Genomic DNA, 22,420 nt, shown 5'->3' with positions numbered 1-22,420 from the left:
CAAAACATAAAATTATAGACCAATGATTTTAGAAATGAAAGTTCCTTCACCAGGAGAATCCATTACAGAAGTTGAAATCGCTGAATGGCTAGTACAAGATGGTGACTATGTAGAAAAAGATCAAGCCATTGCTGAAGTAGATAGTGATAAAGCCACCCTGGAGCTTCCTGCAGAAGCCAGTGGGACTATTACCTTAAAAGCTGAAGAAGGGGATGCTGTTGCTGTGGGCCAAGTTGTATGTTTGATAGACACCGACGCGGCAAAACCAGAGGGAAGTGAATCTGAAAAGAAAGAGGAGAGCAAACCAGCGGAGCCTAAAGCTGAAGAGAAGAAAGCTGAGCCTGTAGCAGAGAAAAGTACCTATGCTACTGGATCTGCAAGTCCTGCAGCTAAAAAGATTCTTGCTGAGAAAGGGATGGAAGCTTCTCAAGTAACTGGAACAGGTAAAGATGGAAGGGTAACTAAGGAAGATGCAATTAATGCCAAGGTATCCATGGGAACCCCAACAGGAGGAACTCGTGGAGAATCTCGTTCTAAGTTGTCTATGTTACGTCGTAAAGTAGCTGAGAGATTGGTCTCTGCTAAAAACGAGACAGCCATGTTGACAACGTTCAATGAGGCAAACATGACACCTATTTTTGAGCTTAGAAACCAATATAAAGAAGAATTTAAGAGCAAACATGGAGTAGGACTTGGGTTTATGTCGTTTTTTACTCTGGCGTGTGTTAGAGCCTTGGAAATGTATCCTGCGGTTAATTCCATGATCGATGAAAAGGAAATGGTGAGCTATGATTTTTGTGATATTAGCATCGCTGTTTCTGGTCCTAAAGGTTTGATGGTGCCTGTTATTAGAAACGCAGAGAATTTAACTTTTAGAGGTGTAGAAGCTGAGGTAAAACGATTGGCAATTAGAGCTCGTGATGGGCAAATTACGGTTGATGAAATGACAGGAGGAACTTTTACCATTTCAAATGGTGGGGTTTTTGGAAGTATGTTGTCAACACCAATCATTAATCCTCCTCAAAGTGCCATTTTAGGAATGCATAACATTATTGAAAGGCCTATTGCAGTAGACGGAAAAGTTGAAATTCACCCAATGATGTACTTAGCCTTATCTTATGATCATAGAATTATTGATGGTAAGGAGTCTGTAGGATTCTTAGTGGCGGTTAAAGAAGCCTTGGAAAATCCTGTGGAATTTTTAATGAATGGAGATGTGAAGAAAGCACTCGAGCTATAAGCGAAGTGCATACAATATGATTTATAAAAAGGGCTTTCAGATATCTGAAAGCCCTTTCTTTTTTAACGTGAAAAACTAAAACTAATAAAAATTTACAAAGATGTTGATGGAGATGACGATTAACACTATAACCATCAATCCAATGATCAAATATTTGTTTAGAGAATTAGATTCTTTTTCCATGGTTTAAATAGGTTTTGTAGATTTAAGGAACCCTGTGCCATGTGGCACAGGGCGTTGAAAATCCCTTAATTAGGCAATCGATTAATAGCTTTGTAAAGCTCGCTATTATTTCGCTATGATGCAATACGTAGAATTACGTAATTTTTGTAAATAAAAAGGCCCTGAAAACTTTTGGTTGACAGAGCCTCTTAATTCTCCCTAAGAACTAATTAATAGCATTGTAAAATTCGGAATAAATTACATACCAAACAATACGTAGAACTACGTATTTTTAGTCTAAAAAGGGTTCAATTTCTTTAGCAAATAGAGCTAAGGTGGTGTGTTTGGATTCTAATTTTAATTTCTTAAGCATGTTGCTTTTATGTTTTTCAACGGTTCTGTCAGAGATAAACATAATATCTGCAATTTCCTTAGCTGTTTTATTTTGAGCGATATGTTTTAAAACTTCTTTTTCAGTTTTTGTGAGCGATTCCAATTCTTCGGGGACCTGTTCAACCTCTAAATGAGACAAGAGTTCTGGACTAAAGTAGGCTTTATCATTTAATACTGAAGCGATACATATTTCAATTTCTGCTAGGGCAAACTCCTTTAATACATATCCGTATATATCTAATTCCTTGGCTTTTAGGTATATGGATTCATCTTTTTCGACCGTAATTAAAATAATTTTAGTGGGCAGTTGTAGTTCTTGACACTTTTCTGCAATCTGCAATCCCGTTAAATAAGGCATTTGAATATCTAAAATAGCGATATCTGGTTTTTGGGAAGAGATGAGTTCAAATGCATCTTTTCCATTTTCAGCACTATCTATAACATTATAGCCTTTTTCTACCAAGAAATCAAAAAGGCCCTTTAATATTAATGGGTGGTCATCGGCTATGACGATAGAAGTTTCCATAAATCAGTCTTTCAGGGGAATGTAAAGATACTGACTGTCGGGAATTAAGGAAAGAAAAATTTTACAATTTTAAATACAGGTATTTTTTATCATAGTCAATGATTGCTTTTCCTTTTTTTAAAATATCAGCTCCGAGAATGCCATCTACTGGTTGCGCATTGTGATTTACTAATGCTGTATTGACATGAGTGAGATTAAAAAGGATCAATGCTACTTTGTCCTTTTTCCACTTACCTATCTTTATTTTATTCTTTTTTGATAATTGGGTTTCCATGTCAATGGCTCCTGCACCTGCGGCTTTAATCTCAGACTCCATGGTTTTGAGCTTAAAGGTTTCGGCTGCCTCAAACCCGACGCAGGAATTTGAAGCTCCCGTATCTAAAATAAAGACGCCTTTTACACCATTGATACTCGCTCTAATTTCAAAATGATTCGTTTTTGTGAGATGCAACTTGATTTTTGTATATCCTTTGTCAACAAGGTAATCCCTGAGGTTGTTTTCCATTTAAAATTTTTCTTGCAAATATACTTAAGTAAAAGGACTATTTTTGCGGCATGATTATAACAGATACACATACACATCTTTATAGTGATGCCTTCATTGATGATAGGAAGGAAATGGTTCAGCGTGCACTGGATCTTGGAGTTGAGAGGTTTTTTATTCCAGCGATAGATTCTTCCTACAATAAAGCGATGTTTGAACTTGAAGGGATGTTTCCCAATCATGTTTTTTTAATGATGGGATTACATCCAACATCTGTGAAAGAGAATTACAAGGAAGAGTTAGCTTTGGTTGAATCTTTTCTATCGGAACGAAAATTTTGTGCTGTTGGTGAAATAGGAATTGATTTGTATTGGGATCAATCAACTTTAGGAATTCAACAAGAGGCTTTTAAATTTCAAATTCAACTGGCCAAAAAGCATCAATTGCCCATTGTTATTCATTGTAGGGATGCTTTTGATGAAATTTTTGAAATACTCGAAGAAGAGAACGATGAACAATTATTTGGTATTTTTCATTGTTTCACTGGTACTTTAGATCAGGCAGAAAAAGCATTATCCTATAATATGAAATTGGGTATTGGAGGTGTGGTTACTTTTAAAAATGGTAAAATAGATCAGTTTTTGAATAAAATTGATTTAAAACATATAGTTTTGGAAACCGATTCTCCCTATCTGGCACCGAAACCTTTTCGAGGAAAAAGAAATGAAAGCGCTTACATAGTTAAAGTGCTTGAAAAACTATCCGAATTGTATGGTATGCCAGAAGAGGAAATTGCCCGTATGACAACTCAAAATTCTAAAGACGTCTTTAAGATTTAATATGCAACAAAAACCTAAAATCCTGCTTATATACACAGGAGGTACCATAGGAATGATGAAAGATCCAAAATCAGGTGTGCTTAAGGCATTTGATTTTGCCAATCTTTTAAAACGTATACCTGAGTTAAGATTATTGAGTTGTGATATTACAGCACTGTCTTTTAAAGAGCCAATTGACTCTTCCAATATGAATCCAAAGTTTTGGGTTCAAATTTCAGAAATAATTGAATCCAGTTACGATAGGTTTGATGGTTTTGTAGTGTTGCATGGAAGTGACACAATGAGCTATACGGCATCCGCATTAAGTTTTATGCTTGAAAATTTGGCTAAACCAGTTATACTAACTGGTTCACAGTTGCCTATTGGAGATTTGAGAACCGATGCTAAGGAGAATTTGATAACTTCGATTCAAATGGCTTCTTTGCAGGAGAATAATCAACCTATTGTAAGAGAGGTGGGTCTCTATTTTGAATATAAATTATACAGAGGAAACAGAACCACAAAAATTAATGCGGAGCATTTTGAGGCTTTTGAGTCTTTTAATTATCCCAATTTGGCAGAGTCTGGTGTTCATCTAAAAGTAAACCATGAGGCGCTTTTTGTTCCAGATGTTAATGAAAAACTTTTAGTTCATAAACATTTCGACACCAATATAGTTTTGGTTAAAATGTTTCCGGGAATTAGTGATACCATTTTGGAGTGCATGGTCAACCATCCTTCAATAAAGGGGATTGTTTTGGAAACTTATGGAGCTGGGAACGCTACAACAGAAAAATGGTTTGTGAATGCCCTCAAAAAGGCCATAGAAAGAGGCGTGCAAGTGGTTAATGTAACCCAGTGTCCTGGAGGAAGTGTTAACATGGGGCAGTATGAAACCAGTTCGGAGTTAAAACAAATAGGGGTGATTTCTGGAAAAGACATGACATCAGAGACTGCGGTAGCAAAACTTATGTATATGCTAGGTGAGAAGATTTCTTCTAACTCATTCAAAACCATGTTTGAAGCCTCATTACGCGGAGAAATCACATAAAATTAACTCCTAAAATTTTTAGCTTTCAAAAGTTTTTTTGTTATTTGCTACGCTATTTTGTAGAGCATAATAATAGAGAGGTGTCCGAGTGGTCGAAGGAGCACGCCTGGAAAGTGTGTATACGCCAAAAGCGTATCGAGGGTTCGAATCCCTTCCTCTCTGCTACTTTTTTGTTTTATAAGCGCATTTTTTTTTATCTTTAACACTTTAACTAATAAAATTAAGAACAATAACAATGAAAAGATTATTTTCTATCCTAGCCATTATGTGTTTTATGGCAATCGGAAAAGCTAATGCAACGACAACTGCAATGACTGCAGCTGCAACAGTTGTTTCACCTATTCAAGACGATGCTGATGATTCGGTAACTGAAGAAAAAGTTTCATTTCATCAAGAATTAAAAAAGCGTTTTATAGAAGGTGGTCCAGGATTTATGGGGATTGTATTATTGTGTTTAATTCTTGGTCTAGCTATAGCTATTGAGAGAATTATCTTTTTAAATCTTTCCACAACCAACACCAAAAAATTAACAGCAGAAGTAGAAGACGCTCTGAATTCTGGAGGAGTAGAAGCTGCTAAAGAGGTTTGTAGAAATACAAAAGGGCCTGTTGCCTCAATCTACTATCAAGGTTTAGATAGAGTTGATGAAGGTTTAGACGCTGCTGAAAAAGCTGTTGTGGCTTATGGAGGTGTTCAAATGGGACAATTAGAGAAAAATGTTTCTTGGATTTCATTATTTATCGCTTTGGCTCCGATGTTAGGATTCATGGGTACGGTAATTGGTATGATTCAAGCATTCGATAAAATTGAAGCTGCTGGGGATATGCAACCGTCATTAGTTGCGGGAGGTATTAAAGTAGCCTTATTGACAACCGTATTCGGTTTGATCGTAGCAATTATTCTTCAAATATTCTATAACTACATTATTGCTAAGATTGATAGCATCGTTAACGACATGGAAGATGCGTCAATTACTTTAATGGACTTGTTGATTAGACATAATAGAAAGTAATAACTGCTAAAAAAACATAACATGTTACATAAAATTTTAAAAATACTAGCAGCCATTTTAGGAGTACTTGGGCTCATTTTCCTTGTCAGAATTATTGCTGAAGGAGATGATGCGATCAAGTCGGCAGCTGCAATGGGAGATACTTCTATAGTAGATCCATTTGCATATGTTGCGTACTTCATTATGGTGATAGCGATCGTATTTGTTGTGGTTTTTATGTTAAAAAACCTCTTTACAAATACGGCAACGCTCAAAAATACGTTAATAGGAGTAGGAATATTTGCAGCTGTATTGATCATTGCATATATGGTTTCTGGAGGCGATCCAAAAACATATTTATACGGTGGTGAAGCTGTAAGTGAAGGAGAATCTCATATGGTAGGAGCAGGTTTGATAGCTTTTTATATCTTAATCGTTACTGCTGCCGTTGCTATGTTGTTCTCTGGAGTGAAAAAAATAACAAGTAGATAATTATGGCAAAACGAGCAGCACCAGAAGTTAATGCAGGCTCTATGGCCGACATTGCTTTCTTACTTTTAATATTTTTCTTGGTAACTACTACCATTGAAACCGATTCGGGTTTAAGTAGAAAGTTACCTCCTATGGAAGATGTAGTAGATCCTCCAGTTATTAAGGAGAAGAATATCTTCCAATTGAATGTGAATAAGAACAATGAGTTGTTCTTAAAAACTGGGGGAGAAGAAAAGGTAATTAAGCTTAAAGATCTTCAAAAGGCAGCTGTGGATTTTCTAGATAATGGTGGAGGTGCAGGCGATGATGCTTGTAGACGTTGCCAAGGAAAGAAAAATCCTAGATCGTCAGACAATTTTGATAAGGCTATTATTTCTCTTCAAAATGATAGAGGAACGAAATATGAGACTTACATTGCTGTCCAAAACGAGATATTAGCAGCCTATAATCAGTTGAGAAACAGAGAATTCTTAAGAGACAATCCTAATTTGGGAGTCAACTTTGTTGAAGCAGAAAAGATGTATAATGATCCTAGAACTTCAGAAGAAGACAAAGAGCGTCTAAAAGAAAAACTAGAGAAAATTAAATTGTTAATTCCTCAGAAATTCTCTGAAGCAGAGCCTAAGAAATCGTAAGTATAATTAGATAAACACGAGATAATGTCTAAATTTAAAAAGAAAAAGTCAGGAGATTTACCAGCTATTTCAACAGCATCATTGCCTGATATCGTTTTCATGTTGCTTTTCTTTTTCATGGTTGCTACCGTGATGAGAGAAAACACCTTGATGATAGAAAACAGATTGCCAGCTGCTGATCAAGTTGAGAAACTGGATAAAAAAGACTTGGTGATGTATATTTACGTGGGTAAACCTAGTTCTTCTTACAAGGATAAATATGGTACTGAACCAAGAATTCAGTTAAATGATAAATTTGCTGATGTATCAGAAATACAAGCTTTTATAGCGGCTGAAAGAGCATCTAAAAGAGAGGAATTAGTTCCTTTTTTAACAACTGCTCTTAAAGTTGATAGAGAGGCTAACATGGGACTTGTAACTGACATAAAACAAGAACTACGTAAAGCTAATGCATTAAAAATTAACTATACAACGATCAATGGCGATGCCTTGGCAAGCTTGAATAGATAATTTTACTCTTAATTTTATAAAAACAAAAGGCGTTTTGAGAAATCAATACGCCTTTTGTTTTATTTTTAACTTTAGAATTGGGGAACCCATGAAATATTATTATTCCTTTATTTTTCTATTTGTTTTTAACTCAATTGTTTTTGGTCAAAGCGATGAAATTCCTGTTCAAAAGGAAGACTCTATTGTTGATTCAAAGTATCGGGAAGATCAATTTTATTTGGGGATTACTTACAATGCTTTGGTTAGGAAACCTAGTAATGGTGCCCAATCAGGGTTTTCAAGTGGGTTGCATTTGGGTTTTATGAGAGATTTTCCAATCAATCAACGCCGTAATGTTGCCTTTGCTGTTGGTCTTGGAGGTTCTATGAATTCTTTCAATAGTAATATTCTGGTTTACCAAGATGAACGAAGCCAGATTGGATTTTTAAACTTGGATACAGAAAATATTTCCTATAGTAAGAATCGATTCAATTTATATTTAATAGAATTACCTATCGAATTTAGGTGGCGTACTTCAACGGCAACTGAATCTAAATTTTGGCGAATTTATCCCGGATTTAAGATCGGATATCAATTTGCTAACTTGGCTAAACATAAAGGTGGCTATGGAGATTTTAGACTCAAGAATATTGATAATATCAATGATTTACAATATGCTGTTACCTTAAGCGCTGGATATAGCGTTTGGAATTTTCATGCTTGTTTTGGTCTCAATCCTATTTTCAAAGAAGGAACTTTGGTTGGGAATGAAAATTTAGATATGTACTCTGTCAAATTGGGTCTGATGTTTTACATTTTATAGCCAGTATGTAATCAAAGTCAATTGAGGTATGACCCCGATAAGAATACCAATTAACAATTCAATATAGGAATGGGCTTTAAATTGTAGGCGTGAAGAAGCAATGGCTCCTGTAAGTATCGCCATTAAAGCTAAGGTTCCATTGATGTTTATACTGAAATGCATGCTTAATGCAATAAAGAACATATAAACTCCTGAAACAGCTATCATATGGATGCTGGCTTTAAAGTCAAAAAAAGCTAGTATTAGGCAACAGAATGTAGAAATCAAGACTCCAATAAAGAAATAATAGAGCTCTATAACTTCAGCTGAGGGAAAAACCTTTAAGATAATTAAAAGGACAATCAAACAATTTAAAAAAAGAGGTATTATACGCTCTTTTGGCTCATTCATATAGATCGATCTAGCCCTACCTATGGTTTTTAGTAGATAGTAAGTTAGAATGGGTAAAACGATGGTTAGAATAAGTATTGAAAATACTTTGGCTTGAACAATTTCACCAGGGATGAATCTAGGTGTCTTGGAAAAATAAAACACCACTCCAAGCATGGGCATAAGAATGGGGTGGAATATAAATGATATGCTTTTAATGAGCTGGTTGATCATATTTTTTTCCGTAACCTGGCCACAGGAATATCTAATTGCTCTCGATATTTAGCCACAGTTCTTCTAGCTATAGGATATCCCTTTTCCTTTAATATTTTAGCTAAAGCATCATCAGTTAAAGGTTTCTTTTTGTTTTCTTCATCTATAACTGTTTCCAAGATTTTTTTGATTTCTCGAGTAGAGACATCCTCTCCTTGATCGTTTTTCATGGATTCAGAGAAAAATTCCTTAATTAACTTGGTCCCATAGGGTGTGTCAACATATTTACTATTAGCTACCCTGGATACGGTAGAAACATCCATTTCAATTTCATCAGCAATATCTTTCAGGATCATTGGCTTTAATTTCCTTTCATCTCCAGTCAAAAAATATTCCTTTTGGTAATGCATAATAGCACTCATGGTTACAAATAAGGTCTGTTGACGTTGTCTAACAGCTTCTATAAACCATTTGGCAGCGTCCAACTTTTGTTTGATAAACAGAACCGCATCCTTTTGGGATTTCGATTTTTCTTTGGACTCCTTATAACCTTTGAGCATGTCATTGTATTCTTTAGATACATGCAATTCTGGAGCGTTTCTTCCATTGAGGGATAGCTCCAACTCTCCATCAGCAATTTTGATTGAAAAGTCGGGAATTACATGTTCCACGATACGGTTGTTTCCAGAATAAGAGCCACCAGGTTTGGGATTTAAATGCTCTATTTCCTCAATAGCAGCTTTTAATTGGTCCTCGGTAATGTCAAATTTTTGAATTAACTTTTTATAGTGCTTTTTTGTGAATTGATCAAAGGCGTCATCTATTATTTTGATTGCTAAATCAGTACTTTCAGACTTGTCCTTACGGTGCAGCTGTATACTCAAACATTCCTGTAAATTTCTGGCACCAACCCCAGAAGGATCTAGTTGATGAACTATTTTAAAAACCTCACCTATTTTTTTCTCCGAGGTGAAAATGTTCTGGGTGAAGGCCAAATCATCCATTATTTCGGTTAATGATCTTCTGATATAACCACTTTCATCAATACTGCCTACCAAAAATTCAGCAATTTCTTCCTCTTCCTCATCTAGTATAAATGTGCTTAATTGGTTTTTTAGATGTTGTGTAAAGGAAGTTCCAGCTGCATAAGGCACATTTTTTTCCTCATCATCACTGCTGTAATTATTTGAGCGTGTTCTGTAATCTGGAATTTCATCATCGCTTAAATATTCATCTACATTAATATCCTCTGCGTTTATGCTGTCATTGTCATTGTAATCAGAGTCCTCATAACTATCATCATAATTGTCATAATCATCTTCATTGGTCTTTTCCCTACCAGTATCCAAGGCAGGGTTTTCCTCTATTTCCTGTTTCAATCTTTGTTCAAATGCCAAGGTTGGCAATTGAATTAACTTCATCAATTGAATTTGCTGAGGAGATAACTTCTGAGATAGTTTAAACTGTAAATGTTGTTTAAGCATTGATGTGATTTGGTTTCTTATAAAAATAAAAAAAAACAACCTACCAATGATGTGTGGTAGATTGTTTTATGAAAATATTAAATGTTTTTAATTAAAATTCGGCGTTTTGAGGTGTTCTTGGGTAAGGAATCACATCTCTAATGTTTGTCATACCCGTTGTAAACATAACCAATCTTTCAAAACCTAGGCCAAAACCAGAATGCACAGCGGTTCCATATTTTCTTAAATCTAAGTACCACCATAATTCTTCTTCTGGAATATCTAGTTGCGCCATTTTTTCTTGTAAAACTTCCAAGCGTTCTTCACGTTGAGAACCACCTACAATTTCCCCAATTCCTGGGAATAGAATATCCATAGCTCTAACGGTTTTACCATCTTCATTCAATCGCATGTAAAACGCTTTGATGTTAGCTGGATAATCAAATAAAATTACTGGGCAATTAAAGTGTTTTTCCACTAAAAATCGTTCGTGCTCACTTTGCAGGTCTGCACCCCATTCATCAATAAGATATTTGAATTTTTTCTTTTTGTTTGGTTTGCTATTTCTTAAAATATCTATAGCCTCCGTATAGCTTACCCTTTTAAAATTATTATCGACAACAAAGTTCAATTTTTCAATCAAACTCATGCTGCTACGTTCATTTTGAGGCTTCGTTTTTTCTTCTTCCAACAATCTACTTTCAAGAAATTCCAAGTCTTCACGGTTGTTCTTTAATAGATAGTTGATGGTATATTTAAGGAAATCTTCTGCCAAATCCATGTTGCCATCTAAGTCCATAAAAGCTACCTCTGGTTCAATCATCCAGAATTCAGCTAGGTGACGTGATGTATTAGAGTTTTCGGCTCTAAAAGTAGGACCAAAGGTGTATACCTTACCAAGTGACATGGCATAGGTTTCAGCTTCCAACTGTCCAGAAACCGTCAAGTTGGTCTCTTTCCCAAAGAAATCCTCTTTGTAATTTACAGTTCCATCTTCATTTAAAGGTGGATTTTTAGCATCCAATGAGCTCACACGGAACATTTCTCCAGCGCCTTCCGCATCACTTCCTGTAATTATAGGTGTGTGCATATAATAGAAGCCATTTTCATTGAAATATTTATGGATGGCAAAAGACAAAGACGAACGTAAACGCATTACCGCGCTAAACGTATTGGTTCTAGTTCTTAAATGGGCATTTTCACGTAAGAATTCAAACGTGTGCTTTTTAGGCTGGATAGGGTATTCCTCAGGGTCAGAATCACCTAATATCTCGATAGATTTTACTTGAACTTCTACAGACTGACCTTTTCCTTGGCTTTCTACCAATTCTCCTTTAATGTGAACTGCTGCACCAGTTGTAATACGTTTTAAAATTGCTTCATCAGTATTTTCAAAATCAACAACGCATTGAATATTATTTATGGTTGAACCATCATTGAGAGCAATAAACCTATTGGCTCTAAAAGTTCTAACCCATCCTTTAATCTCAATGTCGTGAAGCTTTTTATCGCTTTTTAATAATTCTGAAACAGTACTTGCTTTCATTTAATTCGTAATTTAATGTGTAAATTTAATTCTTTATAGAATTTTAATGAAGGTTATTTTTGGTGATTTTCCTCTAATTCTTGAACCTCTTCATCGTTTTCACTTAAAATATCGATAACAGGTTCCTTTAAAACTTCCTTATTGGCTATGTTTCGTTCCAAACCTAGTAACAATGATGGTAGTAATAGTAAATTGGATAACATCGCAAATAAAAGAGTCGTAGAAACTAACGCTCCCAATGCCACTGTTCCCCCAAAACTGGAAACTGTGAATACCGAAAATCCAAAGAACAGAACAATAGAGGTATAAAACATACTAACCCCCGTTTCTCGTAAGGCAGCGTAAACTGATTTTCTGATTTTCCAATTATAGAATTGTAGTTCTTGCCTATATTTTGCTAGAAAGTGGATGGTGTCGTCTACGGAAATTCCGAAGGCGATACTAAATACTAAAATAGTTGAAGGTTTGATAGGGACACCTATGAATCCCATAATTCCTGCAGTGATTACCAATGGCAAAATATTGGGAACAAGTGATACAATAATCATTCTAAAGGACCTAAACATAAAGGCCATGAAAATTGAAATTAAAACGATGGCTAAGGTTAATGAAATAGCTAGATTTTTAACCAGGTATTTAGTTCCTTTTTGAAAGACTAGAGCTTTTCCGGTGATGGACACTTTGTACCTGTCATCTGGAAATACTTTATGAATTCTCGTTTCCAAGTTTTCTTCAATCTTTTCCATCTTATCAGTACCAATGTCTTTCATGAAGGTTGTAATTCTGGCATATTGCCCCGTACTATCCATCAAGGTATTGATCAAAGTGTTATCGTTGGTCGAGGTATTTTTTACGTAGCTCAGAATAAAGCTATTTTCTTGCGATGACGGCAATTGATAATATTTTGGATTGCCATTGTAATAAGCTTGCTTGAAATATTTCGTTAAGCTTACAACAGAAATAGGCCTGGATAGTTCTGGAGTTTCTTCAATAACCTCCTCCAATTCTTCCATTCTTTTTAAGGTATTCAATTTCATGACACCTTTTTTCCTTTGAGTGTCTATAAGAATCTCTAAAGGCATAATACCGTCAAACTCGGTTTCAAAGAATTGAATGTCTTTAAAAAATTGAGAATCTTTTGACATGTCTTCAATTAAGCTACCTGAAATTCTTATTTGATATATTCCAATGATACTGGCAATTAAAAGGACCACAGAAGCAATGTAAATGGTTATTCGTCTTTCACGAACCATTTTCTCAATCCAGTTCACAAACCCGCCAATCCATTTTCTGTTTAGGTGTTCAAGGTGACGATCTTTTGGATAGGGTAAAAAAGTATAAATAATGGGTATAATCAAAAGGCATAAAATGAAGATGCCTATAATACTCAAGGACGCTACAGTACCAAATTCCTTAAGTAGATTACTTTCTGTCAATATAAAAGTTGCAAAGCCACTGGCTGTAGTAACATTGGTCATTAACGTAGCATTCCCAATTTTGGTGATAACTCTTTGTAAAGATTTCACTTTGTTTCCGTGGCTTTTAACCTCATGCTGGTATTTGTTGATGAGGAAAATGCAATTAGGAATTCCTATGACAATAATGAGTGGTGGAATCAAGGCCGTTAAAACCGTAATCTCATAGTTTAATAGACCAATAATACCAAAGGTCCACATGACACCAATACAGACTACAAATAGGGATATAAAAGTGGCTCTAAAGGACCTGAAAAAGAAAAAGAAAATCATTGAGGTGACGGCAAGGGCCAACGCAATGAACTCTCCTATTTCATCAACAATGTTTTGAGCATTTAAGGTTCTAACATAAGGCATTCCTGAAACCCTAACATTTAGTCCGGTCTCTTTTTTAAAGGAAGCAATCTGTGGTTCAAGAATATTAAAGATAAAGTCTTTTCTTATAGGAGTATTTACGATATCTTTTTTAAGATAAATAGCCGTTCTGATGGTCTGTGTTTTGGTGTTGAACAGGAAGTTATCATAAAACGGATATTTGTGGAAAAGGTCTTCTTTTAATTCTGTGACTTCCTGCTGAGATTTAAGGGAGTCTTTAATAAAAGGTTCTAATTCAAAGCTCTGTTTCTCGGTGTTTTTGACCAGTTTTTGCAAGTCTCTGATGGACACTACCGATTCGACTTCGTCATACTGCTTGAATTTATCAGATAGATCATTCCAGGCATTTAATTTTTCTTGAGAAAAAAAGGTGGAATCTTTAATCCCAAGAACGATTAAATTACCTTCTTCTCCAAAAATATCTAAGAAATGGTCGTATTCAATATTTGCAGGATGGTCACTGGGTAGTAAATTGGCTTCAGTATAGGTAAATCTCATGTTTTCCCACTTAGATGCCAAGAAAACTGTAATTGCCAAAATACCTAATAGGATAATGATTTTATTCCTAAGAATAAGTCTGGCTACAACATCCCAAAACCCTTTTGTAAGCAGTTTAAACATAGATAAAATAAAACAGCCGCAAAGGTATTAAAAACATGTGGATTACTTAAGTTAAATTGCTTATAAAGTTAGGTTGAAAGTGAATTTAAAAGCAAGATTGTCCTCAAAATTAGGTAAGTGGTAAGCCCCATATCTATATGCAAAACTAAGTCCAAATGGGAAGAGTATTTTGTTTAATTCAAGGCCTATTTCTGAATACCCTTTATCTAATGTGTCAAACTCAAAACCTTGATGGCGTTCTATGTTTGACATATTTCCCAGAGCAAAACGACTGATCAGTACCAATTGAGGTTGGTATCTTGGTGAGATTTCAAAAGGTTTGAAATAGTGTTTTATTTGAAGAGTTGATAGTTTGTCGGAAAAGAATTCATTGAAAAACATGGTTTCAAAGCTATTAATACCAGCTACTGAAAATCGTTTCATCACACTGCCTTTATTAATATTGTTAGGGTAGGCATGGTACATGTGAGTGAGGGGTGTAACACCTCTTGCTATCCCAGCCCAAAGATTGACACCTGTTTTTGACTTGTTTTTATGTTCCAAGACATAGACCGATCTAAATTCAACTTTTGAAAAATCAAATTCACTGGCAAAAACATTTCTAAAGTTTTGGGTGTATTGAAGCGTGAATTTGGGGTATCCGTTTTTTACCTCTTTTAACACGTCATCCTTGAACTCATAGATACTAAAGGGACTCCATTGGAATGAAAAAGTGGAAAACGTTAAGTCGAAATCTTGATAAGATTTATTGCCTACCTGCAGGGTGTAATCGTAGGTTGGATTGATATTGCTTACTGCTAGTTTTACTTCAGAAAGTAATTTAGGAGATAATTTATGGCTTATAGAAATAGATTTTGTTACATGTCTATGAAAAAGCTCAATATTAAGAAGGCGGGGTTGGAAAAAAGTAAAAAAGCGTTTGTCTGTTAAAAATGTAGAACTACCCGTCTCCTCAATATCATCGGTATAGGAGAGATCAATCCAGGTATTGCTTTTGGGGGCTAGTCGAAAACCACCACCTAAGGAATATTTAAATTTTTGATCTCCAAATCCATAAGCTCCATAACCATCCAAATGATAGCGCTTTGAAAACTCGTCATTGGTAACACCTCCAAAACCAGTTCGTATGGCTTCATGTTGGTTGTATTTGAATAGATATTTAATATCTACTTCAAAGGCTTGTCCGAGCGTTATATAACCGTTTCCCAATTTTTTAAGAAATTGGGATCTTCTTATAGAATCATTTTGGGATTTAATGCTGTCTTGTTCTTTAGCGCCTTTGTTCTGGCACTGTGCAAATTGGAAGGACAGTAAAATGAAAAAAATGGCACAGTACTTCAGCATTAATTGTATGTGGGTTTATAATAGCAATTAAAAAGCGACCTATAGAAGTCGCTTTTTCTTATACTGTCATGATCTCTTTTTCCTTAACTTCTAATATTTGGTCTATTTGCTTAACGTATTTATCAGTTAATTCTTGTACATCAATTTCTGCATTCTTCTTTAAATCTTCTGAAGCATCCAACTTTTTTAAATCATTGTTTGCATCTTTTCGTGCATTTCTAACTCCTACCTTGGCATCTTCGGCTTCAGATTTTGCTTGTTTAGCCAAATCTTTCCTTCTTTCCTCTGTCAAAGGTGGAACATTAATGATGATCATGTCTCCATTATTCATAGGATTGAAACCTAAGTTAGCAATCATGATGGCTTTTTCTATTTCTTGAAGCATGGATTTTTCCCAAGGTTGTACTGAAATAGTTCTACCATCAGGAGTATTAACATTGGCCACTTGGCTTAAAGGAGTTTGTGATCCATAATAATCAACCATGACACTTCCTAGCATAGCAGGACTTGCTTTACCGGCACGAATGTTTACGAGTTGTTTTTCTAAGTGCTTAAGGGCACTATCCATAGATTCTTTTGTGGTATCTAAAATGAAATCAATCTCTTCGTTCATAGAATATTGTAATTAAAAATTAAATGATAGCTACAAAAAACAAGCCAAAGCTTGATGTAAAAGATATTATAAATTAACCTTAGTTCCAACTTTTTCACCTGAAACTACTTTCAACAAATTCCCCTTTTTATTCATGTCAAATACAATGATAGGTAATTCGTTTTCTTGGCTTAGAGTGAAAGCGGTTGTATCCATAACTTTAAGACCTTTCTTAAGGACTTCATCAAAAGAAATGTAATCAAACTTAACTGCATTGGAATCTTTTTCAGGGTCGGCTGTGTATATGCCATCTACACGAGTTCCCTTTAAAATCACATCAGCTTCAATTTCAATAGCTCTTAAAACAGCTGCAGAATCTGTAGTGAAATAAGGATTCCCTGTACCACCACCAAAAATAACGACACGTCCTTTCTCAAGATGCCTCATGGCACGTCTTCTAATAAAAGGTTCTGCCACTTCATTAATTTTAATGGCACTTTGAAGTCGGGTTCCAACACCTGCGTTTTCTAAAGCGCTTTGGAGCGCCAACCCGTTGATAATGGTTGCCAACATACCCATATGGTCTCCTTGCACACGATCCATACCATTACTGGCTCCTGCAACACCTCTAAAAATGTTACCACCACCTATAACAACGGCAACTTCTACACCTAGCTCTGTTATGGCTTTAATGTCTTCTGCATATTCGGCTAAACGTTCTGGATCAATTCCATATTGGCGACCGCCCATTAAGGCTTCACCTGATAATTTTAAGAGAATTCTTTTGTATTTCATGCTGACTTTGAAAGTTTAGCAAAACTACATAATTTTTTCTTTTTTGAATTTATATCAATTGGGTTTTATGAATAAAAAAACCACCATTCTAATAAAAGAATGGTGGTTGTATTTATTGGTTACCTGACTTATCAGGACCGTTTATTATCCTACTGTAGCACGTTTAAATCCAGAGATTTCAACATCACCATATGAAGAAACATAATCAGCAACGGTTTGCTTTTCATCTTTGATGAATTTCTGATCTAACAAACATTTCTCTTGGTCAAGAGTTGTGTTGTCAGAAATGAAACGCTCCATTTTACCTGGTAAAATTCTATCCCAGATTTGTTCTGGTTTTCCTTCAGCAGCCAATTCCGCTTTAGCATCTGCTTCAGCTTGAGCCAATACTTCAGGAGTTAATTGCGCCATAGAAATGTATTTAGGAACATTTTTCAATGTTTTTCCTAAACGAGCTAATTCTTCATTATCTTTTTCAATAACAGCAATTCTAGCTTCAGTTTCTGAAGCAACGAATGCAGGATCAAAATCTTTGTAAGATAAAGTAGATGCTCCCATGGAGGCTACTTGCATAGCTACATCTTTCACTAAAACATCAGCATTGTCAACTTTAGCAGTAATTCCTACTAAAGCAGCAATTTTATTGATATGAACATAAGAACCTACATAAGCAGCTTCTATTTTCTCGAAAGAGGTAATATCTAGTTTTTCACCGATAACACCAGTTTGCTCAACTAATTTATCAGCCACGGTCATTCCACCAAAGTCTGCTGCTAAAAAGGCTTCTTTTGAGTCATAATTCAAAGCTAGCTCAGCAAACTCGTTAGCTAACGCTAAAAAGTTTTCATTTTTACCAACGAAATCAGTTTCACAACCTAAAACAATAGCAACACCAGCAGTTTGGTCTGCATTGATTTTAGCAACAGCAGCTCCTTCAGAAGAATCTCTATCTGCTCTTTTCTCAGCTACTTTTTGTCCTTTTTTACGTAATACATCAATGGCTTTATCAAAGTCACCTTCAGCCTCAACTAAAGCTTTCTTGCAGTCCATCATACCTGCACCAGTAGCTTGTCTTAGTTTATTTACTTCTGCAGCTGTTACTTTTACTGTAGTACTCATAGTCTATGTATTTTAAAAAAAGTCGTTTAGTTGATGTTCAGTAAAGAAACAAACTAAACGACTTGTTTAATGTTATGTAATGATTATGTTTAGTTTATTCTTCTTCCTCTGAAACTGCTTTTTTCTTTGCAGCTTTTGCAGGCTTATCAGCTTTAGAAGAATCTTTCTCAGCTTTACGTTCTGCTAAACCTCCAGAAATAGCTTCTGTTACATAGGTTAAGATTTTTTCAATTGATTTAGTAGCATCATCATTTGATGGAATTACGTAATCAACTTGACGTGGATCAGAGTTTGTATCCACCATCGCGAAGATTGGAATGTTTAATTTTTGTGCTTCTTTAATCGCGATGTGCTCACGCTTAATGTCCACCACAAATAATGCTCCTGGAATACGGGTCATGTCGCTAATAGAACCTAAGTTCTTTTCTAATTTAGCTCTTTGACGATCAATTTGTAATTTCTCTTTTTTAGAAAGAGAAGCGAAAGTACCGTCTTTTTTCATTCTATCAATGGAAGCCATTTTCTTAACAGCTTTTCTGATAGTTACAAAGTTGGTCAACATTCCACCTGGCCATCTTTCAGTGATGTAAGGCATGTTGATTCCTCCAGCTTTTTCAGCTACGATATCTTTTGCTTGTTTTTTAGTAGCAACAAATAAAATTTTACGACCTGAAGCAGCAATTTTGCTCAATGCCTCAGAAGCCTCATCAATTTTAGCTGCTGTTTTGTAAAGGTTAATGATATGGATGCCATTACGCTCCATATACACGTAAGGAGCCATGTTTGGATCCCATTTGCGAGTTAAGTGTCCAAAGTGAACACCGGCTTTTAATAACTCTTTTACGTCTGCGTTTGCCATTTTTTGTAAATAGTTTACGTTCTGTTGAATTAGCAATGGTTAAGTGGTACTTTAAAAAGATGCCTTAGCCATTTAGATGCTAAACTAAATCCCGAAATTACTCTAGGACAACAAAAACGGTTAATAATTTAATTTTATATAATGATTTGAGTAATTCTGGATGATATCCCAAATCAAGCGGAATATATTAACGTTTAGAGAACTGGAATTTCTTACGAGCTTTCTTCTGACCGAATTTCTTACGCTCTACCATTCTTGGATCTCTTGTCAATAATCCCTCTGGTTTCAAAATAGTTCTGTTTTCAGCATCAATTTCGCACATAGCGCGAGAAAGAGCCAAACGAACTGCTTCTGCTTGACCAGTAATACCACCACCATAGACATTAACAGTAATGTCAAAGTTGCCATCATTGTTGGTCATGGCTAGAGGTTGATTTACTTTGTACTGTAATGTAGCAGTAGGAAAGTAGATAGCCAAGTCCTTTTTGTTAATCGTGATGTTCCCTTTTCCTGGGGCAACATACACACGTGCAACAGCCGTTTTTCTACGGCCAATTTTGTGAATTACTTCCATTAGTTAAATTCGTTTAAATTGATTGTTTTTGGTTTTTGAGCTTCGTGAGTGTGCTCTGAACCAACAACAACGCTAAGGTTACGGAATAAATTTGCCCCTAATTTGTTCTTAGGCAACATTCCTTTTACTGATTTTTCTACCAATCTCGCTGGATCTTTAGCGAACATTTCGGTAGCGGTTAAACTTCTTTGCCCACCTGGATAACCTGTATGACGTAGGTAAACCTTTTCCGTCCACTTGTTTCCGGTTAAGTTGATTTTTTCCGCGTTGATAACAATCACGTTATCCCCACAATCAACGTGTGGCGTGAAGTTAGGCTTGTGCTTACCTCTTAAAAGTTTTGCAACTTTAGAAGCTAAGCGACCTAAAGACTGTCCTTCAGCATCAACCAAAACCCACTCTTTGTTTACAGTGGCTTTGTTTGCTGAAACTGTTTTGTAGCTTAATGTGTCCACACTTTTAAAATTTAATAATTAAACATTCCTCTCCTAAAAAGAGTTTGCAAATTTACGATAATCTTGCTGATTACCAAATAGTATGGTTTTATTTTTTAGAATGGCTTGTTTTTAAGGTAAAAGTTTGGTATAAAGAAGATTATTGAAGGATGTTTTGAAAATATTTTTGGGGTCTTCTGGTGCGCATAATTCAATTCCAAGGTAAAACTAGGTTTCTTATAACGATTATTGTAATACTTTTAATTCTATTCTATGCTGTGTTGGGATAATTTATTAGCAATGATACTGATGATGAAAATCTGGATGGCGTGAAATAACATTAAAGGCAATAATAGGATTCCGATGGCCGAAGTGTGTTGAAATAGAATATCTGAGAATACGGTTCCATGTACTAGTGATTTTTTAGTGCCACAAAACTTGGCTGTTATTTGATCTTCTTTTGAAAAACCCAACCATTTTGAAATTTTCCCTATGGTTAAATAGACTATTATAAAGATGGTGATCACCAAACAAAAAATAAGAATCAAATCCATGAAATTAACGGATTCAAAAATTTTCCCAAGAAAAGATTCAGAAAAACTCTTATATATAATAAGGAGGATAACCGATTTATCAAAAAGGGTCAAGTACTTGCTGTTCTTCTTGGCGAATTTGCCTAGAAAGCGATGGAGGATCAAACCTATGAAAACTGGGAGTAATATTTCAGTTAATAATTTGAGGTAAATTTGCCCTAAATCATAATCAGAATTACTTTGATTTTGGAACAGTCCAATCCATAAAGGTGTCACAACTATACCAATTAATCCAGAAATACTGGCGTTAAAAATGGCAGCAGGAATATTGCCTTTTGCTATGGAGACCATTACCACAGATGAAGATACCGTAGATGGGAGTGCCGCCAAAAATAAAAATGCCAACCACAAGGTTTCATTTTCAGCTGAAATAAGCGGTTTAAATGGAAGCACCAATAAAGGGAACAGTAAAAAAGTAGTAGCTTGAATTAATACATGTAGTCTCCAGTTTTTAAGGCCGGAAGCGATTTCCTTGGGGCTTAATTTCAAACCGTAAAAGAAAAAAATAAATGAAATGCCAATACTGCCTATTCTACCCAAGTTTATTGGGCTGTCTTCCTTAGCGAGATCTGGAAAAAAATAAGCTAAAATAACCACCGTTATAATAGCTAAAACAAATTTATCTAGTTTAAATTTCATTTGGGAACACTGGTGGACAAAAGTAAACCTTTCCTAATTAATTGGGTTTGATAAAATTAAAAAAACTGATTTTAATAAATATCCAAATTCCTTTAATAGGTAGTCACTTTATCGGGCGTTAGCTGCCACATGGCTTCTCCTGGAGTAAGTTTGTATTGTATTTGTTTGATACCTCCTTCTGCATTAGGAAACCGCCTGATCAAGCTGCCTTCTACTACAGCAAACTCATCATAACCTTCATAACCTATTGATAGTTCGGGGTTATCTTCAATAGGCGCCATATAAATTGGAGTCATAGAAGATGTTCCATTAAAGGAGTAAGCAATGACTTTTCTAAATGGGATGCCATTTTTTAATTCTTGTACATAAATATAGATTTCGGGTGAGCCATTGGCGTCTAGGTCATCCATTTCAGAATTATAGACATCACCTTGATAAGGGATATTTGCATCTTGGTCTTTTAGGGTAAGACCAATGGGAGAGATTTGTAAGTTTTTGTCCTTAGTAGTTATCCTAGCAGCCAACCCGTTTGGGTAACTATGAAACCTAATGTAATCGGTATTGTCTACTTGTGTTTTGTCAATTGGGGTATCCAATTTTTTATAAGTTCCTTTTATGGTTCCACCACCTGAACAGAAAAAGTACAATTTGTTGTTGTCTTCTTCATTATTCCCGTTAATGGAAATTTTATCGTCATTGAAAGAAAAGATTATATATGCTCCATCTATATTACAGCTCATGGTGTTGGTGTCTTGAATATTTGCCAAAGCATCAAATGAGCATGTTGGTTTCTTTTGGTCGATGCGAGATCTTACAGAAATGAGCGCTTGGTGCTCATTGAATGGAGTCACAGTTACTGAAACCCAATCATAACCTTCATTACGTTTCTCATAACTATCATCAACATAAGTACCATAGATTCCATGGGATTCGCTACTTGACATAGTGATAGATTCTGCACTGCGAATGGTACCTTGATATTCAGTTTGGTTATCCGTTCCCCACATAAAGTTTTCCCCTTTCAGCCAAAGAATCTTTCCGTCGGCAGTCATATATTTTTCGCCACTTCCCGATGACTTCCTCGTCAAGTTATATACTTTTTCATTGTTTAAATCGAGCATGAACAAAGAATCGTCAGATTTTCTCATGATTTTAAAACTAAAATCATCGTGTTCTGCTTTATAGATTTCAGTTATGGAGTCAAAGGCAGCAACAACAGGAAATTGGGTAGTTGTTTTTGATTCGTTTTTGCATGAGATGATGGCAAAACACATTAATGCTAAAAGATTGTATTTCATGGGTTCC

General features: G+C 35.4%; 23 protein-coding genes and 1 tRNA gene. 9 read left to right on the top strand and 15 right to left on the bottom strand.

What is annotated here, in order from left to right:
* Window positions 1–22 precede the first annotated feature (22 nt).
* On the top strand, window positions 23–1,240 hold the full coding sequence (gene odhB, locus LOK78_RS08395) for a 2-oxoglutarate dehydrogenase complex dihydrolipoyllysine-residue succinyltransferase (protein ID WP_166956180.1): 1,218 nt from the start codon (window positions 23–25) through the stop codon (window positions 1,238–1,240).
* Window positions 1,241–1,694: 454 nt separating this feature from the next.
* Here odhB and LOK78_RS08390 read toward each other — a convergent pair whose 3' ends face one another.
* Both LOK78_RS08390 and LOK78_RS08385 read right to left on the bottom strand, forming a co-directional pair.
* Window positions 1,695–2,321 (bottom strand): response regulator transcription factor, encoded by a 627-nt coding sequence (locus LOK78_RS08390; protein WP_053970519.1) that lies wholly within the window; start codon window positions 2,319–2,321, stop codon window positions 1,695–1,697.
* 61 nt (window positions 2,322–2,382) lie between these two features.
* Entirely contained in the window at window positions 2,383–2,826 is a 444-nt protein-coding gene (locus tag LOK78_RS08385; RefSeq protein WP_166956177.1) for a retropepsin-like aspartic protease family protein, read from the bottom strand.
* A gap of 50 nt (window positions 2,827–2,876) precedes the next feature.
* On the opposite strand from LOK78_RS08385, the gene LOK78_RS08380 reads away from it, so the two are divergent.
* From LOK78_RS08380 to LOK78_RS08345, 8 genes are all read left to right on the top strand, one after another.
* Entirely contained in the window at window positions 2,877–3,644 is a 768-nt protein-coding gene (locus tag LOK78_RS08380) for a TatD family hydrolase (protein ID WP_232393414.1), read from the top strand.
* 1 nt (window position 3,645) lies between these two features.
* Complete coding sequence (locus tag LOK78_RS08375) at window positions 3,646–4,674, top strand: asparaginase (RefSeq protein WP_232634569.1); 1,029 nt, start codon at window positions 3,646–3,648, stop codon at window positions 4,672–4,674.
* Window positions 4,675–4,748: 74 nt separating this feature from the next.
* Window positions 4,749–4,836: transfer RNA gene (locus tag LOK78_RS08370), tRNA-Ser, on the top strand.
* A 73-nt stretch (window positions 4,837–4,909) separates the two neighbouring features.
* Entirely contained in the window at window positions 4,910–5,686 is a 777-nt protein-coding gene (locus tag LOK78_RS08365) for a MotA/TolQ/ExbB proton channel family protein (protein ID WP_053970515.1), read from the top strand.
* A gap of 21 nt (window positions 5,687–5,707) precedes the next feature.
* Entirely contained in the window at window positions 5,708–6,157 is a 450-nt protein-coding gene (locus LOK78_RS08360; RefSeq protein ID WP_053970514.1) for a hypothetical protein, read from the top strand.
* A 2-nt stretch (window positions 6,158–6,159) separates the two neighbouring features.
* Window positions 6,160–6,792: an ExbD/TolR family protein gene (locus LOK78_RS08355; RefSeq protein WP_053970513.1), complete on the top strand. Its 633-nt coding sequence runs from the start codon at window positions 6,160–6,162 to the stop codon at window positions 6,790–6,792.
* 24 nt (window positions 6,793–6,816) lie between these two features.
* On the top strand, window positions 6,817–7,302 hold the full coding sequence (locus LOK78_RS08350; RefSeq protein WP_053970512.1) for an ExbD/TolR family protein: 486 nt from the start codon (window positions 6,817–6,819) through the stop codon (window positions 7,300–7,302).
* A gap of 88 nt (window positions 7,303–7,390) precedes the next feature.
* Complete coding sequence (locus tag LOK78_RS08345) at window positions 7,391–8,104, top strand: porin family protein (RefSeq protein WP_232634568.1); 714 nt, start codon at window positions 7,391–7,393, stop codon at window positions 8,102–8,104.
* On the opposite strand, the gene LOK78_RS08340 is transcribed toward LOK78_RS08345, so the two are convergent.
* The 13 genes from LOK78_RS08340 to LOK78_RS08280 all read right to left on the bottom strand — a co-directional run bounded on the left by LOK78_RS08340 (window position 8,099) and on the right by LOK78_RS08280 (window position 22,413).
* Entirely contained in the window at window positions 8,099–8,707 is a 609-nt protein-coding gene (locus LOK78_RS08340; RefSeq protein ID WP_232393412.1) for a hypothetical protein, read from the bottom strand. The two genes, LOK78_RS08345 and LOK78_RS08340, sit on opposite strands and share 6 nt — an antisense overlap.
* A complete protein-coding gene (rpoN, locus tag LOK78_RS08335) occupies window positions 8,704–10,170 on the bottom strand; it encodes an RNA polymerase factor sigma-54 (protein WP_232634567.1) in 1,467 nt (488 codons plus the stop codon). The genes LOK78_RS08340 and rpoN overlap by 4 nt, the downstream gene beginning before the upstream one ends.
* Window positions 10,171–10,261: 91 nt before the next feature.
* Window positions 10,262–11,695, bottom strand: coding sequence for an asparagine--tRNA ligase (gene asnS / locus LOK78_RS08330; RefSeq protein WP_053970508.1), 1,434 nt, complete (start codon window positions 11,693–11,695; stop codon window positions 10,262–10,264).
* 53 nt (window positions 11,696–11,748) lie between these two features.
* Entirely contained in the window at window positions 11,749–14,166 is a 2,418-nt protein-coding gene (locus LOK78_RS08325) for an efflux RND transporter permease subunit (RefSeq protein WP_232634566.1), read from the bottom strand.
* A 60-nt stretch (window positions 14,167–14,226) separates the two neighbouring features.
* Window positions 14,227–15,510, bottom strand: a complete 1,284-nt coding sequence (locus LOK78_RS08320; RefSeq protein WP_166956157.1) for a DUF5686 family C-terminal domain-containing protein — start codon at window positions 15,508–15,510, stop codon at window positions 14,227–14,229.
* A gap of 58 nt (window positions 15,511–15,568) precedes the next feature.
* Window positions 15,569–16,123, bottom strand: coding sequence for a ribosome recycling factor (frr, locus tag LOK78_RS08315; RefSeq protein WP_053970505.1), 555 nt, complete (start codon window positions 16,121–16,123; stop codon window positions 15,569–15,571).
* A 66-nt stretch (window positions 16,124–16,189) separates the two neighbouring features.
* Window positions 16,190–16,897: a UMP kinase gene (pyrH, locus tag LOK78_RS08310; RefSeq protein ID WP_053970504.1), complete on the bottom strand. Its 708-nt coding sequence runs from the start codon at window positions 16,895–16,897 to the stop codon at window positions 16,190–16,192.
* 144 nt (window positions 16,898–17,041) lie between these two features.
* The gene (tsf, locus tag LOK78_RS08305; RefSeq protein WP_232634565.1) at window positions 17,042–18,016 is read right to left on the bottom strand and encodes a translation elongation factor Ts; all 975 of its coding nucleotides are present in this window, start codon (window positions 18,014–18,016) and stop codon (window positions 17,042–17,044) included.
* Between the two features lie 94 nt (window positions 18,017–18,110).
* The gene (gene rpsB / locus LOK78_RS08300; protein WP_053970502.1) at window positions 18,111–18,875 is read right to left on the bottom strand and encodes a 30S ribosomal protein S2; all 765 of its coding nucleotides are present in this window, start codon (window positions 18,873–18,875) and stop codon (window positions 18,111–18,113) included.
* A 187-nt stretch (window positions 18,876–19,062) separates the two neighbouring features.
* Window positions 19,063–19,449, bottom strand: coding sequence for a 30S ribosomal protein S9 (gene rpsI, locus LOK78_RS08295; RefSeq protein WP_053970501.1), 387 nt, complete (start codon window positions 19,447–19,449; stop codon window positions 19,063–19,065).
* Window positions 19,449–19,904, bottom strand: a complete 456-nt coding sequence (gene rplM, locus LOK78_RS08290) for a 50S ribosomal protein L13 (protein WP_053970500.1) — start codon at window positions 19,902–19,904, stop codon at window positions 19,449–19,451. The genes rpsI and rplM overlap by 1 nt, the downstream gene beginning before the upstream one ends.
* Before the next feature lie 245 nt (window positions 19,905–20,149).
* Entirely contained in the window at window positions 20,150–21,115 is a 966-nt protein-coding gene (locus tag LOK78_RS08285; RefSeq protein ID WP_232634564.1) for a bile acid:sodium symporter family protein, read from the bottom strand.
* Between the two features lie 92 nt (window positions 21,116–21,207).
* Window positions 21,208–22,413 (bottom strand): MliC family protein, encoded by a 1,206-nt coding sequence (locus LOK78_RS08280; protein WP_232634563.1) that lies wholly within the window; start codon window positions 22,411–22,413, stop codon window positions 21,208–21,210.
* Window positions 22,414–22,420 lie beyond the last annotated feature (7 nt).

Source organism: Mangrovimonas futianensis (assembly GCF_021245805.1).
GTDB lineage: Bacteria > Bacteroidota > Bacteroidia > Flavobacteriales > Flavobacteriaceae > Mangrovimonas > Mangrovimonas futianensis.
This window is presented reverse-complemented; position numbering and strand designations above follow the sequence as displayed.

Coding starts and splice junctions, on each gene's coding strand:
- odhB (WP_166956180.1), top strand. CDS start 23: ATGATTTTAGAAATGAAAGTTCCTTCACCAGGAGAATCCATTACAGAA.
- LOK78_RS08390 (WP_053970519.1), bottom strand. CDS start 2,321: ATGGAAACTTCTATCGTCATAGCCGATGACCACCCATTAATATTAAAG.
- LOK78_RS08385 (WP_166956177.1), bottom strand. CDS start 2,826: ATGGAAAACAACCTCAGGGATTACCTTGTTGACAAAGGATATACAAAA.
- LOK78_RS08380 (WP_232393414.1), top strand. CDS start 2,877: ATGATTATAACAGATACACATACACATCTTTATAGTGATGCCTTCATT.
- LOK78_RS08375 (WP_232634569.1), top strand. CDS start 3,646: ATGCAACAAAAACCTAAAATCCTGCTTATATACACAGGAGGTACCATA.
- LOK78_RS08365 (WP_053970515.1), top strand. CDS start 4,910: ATGAAAAGATTATTTTCTATCCTAGCCATTATGTGTTTTATGGCAATC.
- LOK78_RS08360 (WP_053970514.1), top strand. CDS start 5,708: ATGTTACATAAAATTTTAAAAATACTAGCAGCCATTTTAGGAGTACTT.
- LOK78_RS08355 (WP_053970513.1), top strand. CDS start 6,160: ATGGCAAAACGAGCAGCACCAGAAGTTAATGCAGGCTCTATGGCCGAC.
- LOK78_RS08350 (WP_053970512.1), top strand. CDS start 6,817: ATGTCTAAATTTAAAAAGAAAAAGTCAGGAGATTTACCAGCTATTTCA.
- LOK78_RS08345 (WP_232634568.1), top strand. CDS start 7,391: ATGAAATATTATTATTCCTTTATTTTTCTATTTGTTTTTAACTCAATT.
- LOK78_RS08340 (WP_232393412.1), bottom strand. CDS start 8,707: ATGATCAACCAGCTCATTAAAAGCATATCATTTATATTCCACCCCATT.
- rpoN (WP_232634567.1), bottom strand. CDS start 10,170: ATGCTTAAACAACATTTACAGTTTAAACTATCTCAGAAGTTATCTCCT.
- asnS (WP_053970508.1), bottom strand. CDS start 11,695: ATGAAAGCAAGTACTGTTTCAGAATTATTAAAAAGCGATAAAAAGCTT.
- LOK78_RS08325 (WP_232634566.1), bottom strand. CDS start 14,166: ATGTTTAAACTGCTTACAAAAGGGTTTTGGGATGTTGTAGCCAGACTT.
- LOK78_RS08320 (WP_166956157.1), bottom strand. CDS start 15,510: ATGCTGAAGTACTGTGCCATTTTTTTCATTTTACTGTCCTTCCAATTT.
- frr (WP_053970505.1), bottom strand. CDS start 16,123: ATGAACGAAGAGATTGATTTCATTTTAGATACCACAAAAGAATCTATG.
- pyrH (WP_053970504.1), bottom strand. CDS start 16,897: ATGAAATACAAAAGAATTCTCTTAAAATTATCAGGTGAAGCCTTAATG.
- tsf (WP_232634565.1), bottom strand. CDS start 18,016: ATGAGTACTACAGTAAAAGTAACAGCTGCAGAAGTAAATAAACTAAGA.
- rpsB (WP_053970502.1), bottom strand. CDS start 18,875: ATGGCAAACGCAGACGTAAAAGAGTTATTAAAAGCCGGTGTTCACTTT.
- rpsI (WP_053970501.1), bottom strand. CDS start 19,449: ATGGAAGTAATTCACAAAATTGGCCGTAGAAAAACGGCTGTTGCACGT.
- LOK78_RS08285 (WP_232634564.1), bottom strand. CDS start 21,115: ATGAAATTTAAACTAGATAAATTTGTTTTAGCTATTATAACGGTGGTT.
- LOK78_RS08280 (WP_232634563.1), bottom strand. CDS start 22,413: ATGAAATACAATCTTTTAGCATTAATGTGTTTTGCCATCATCTCATGC.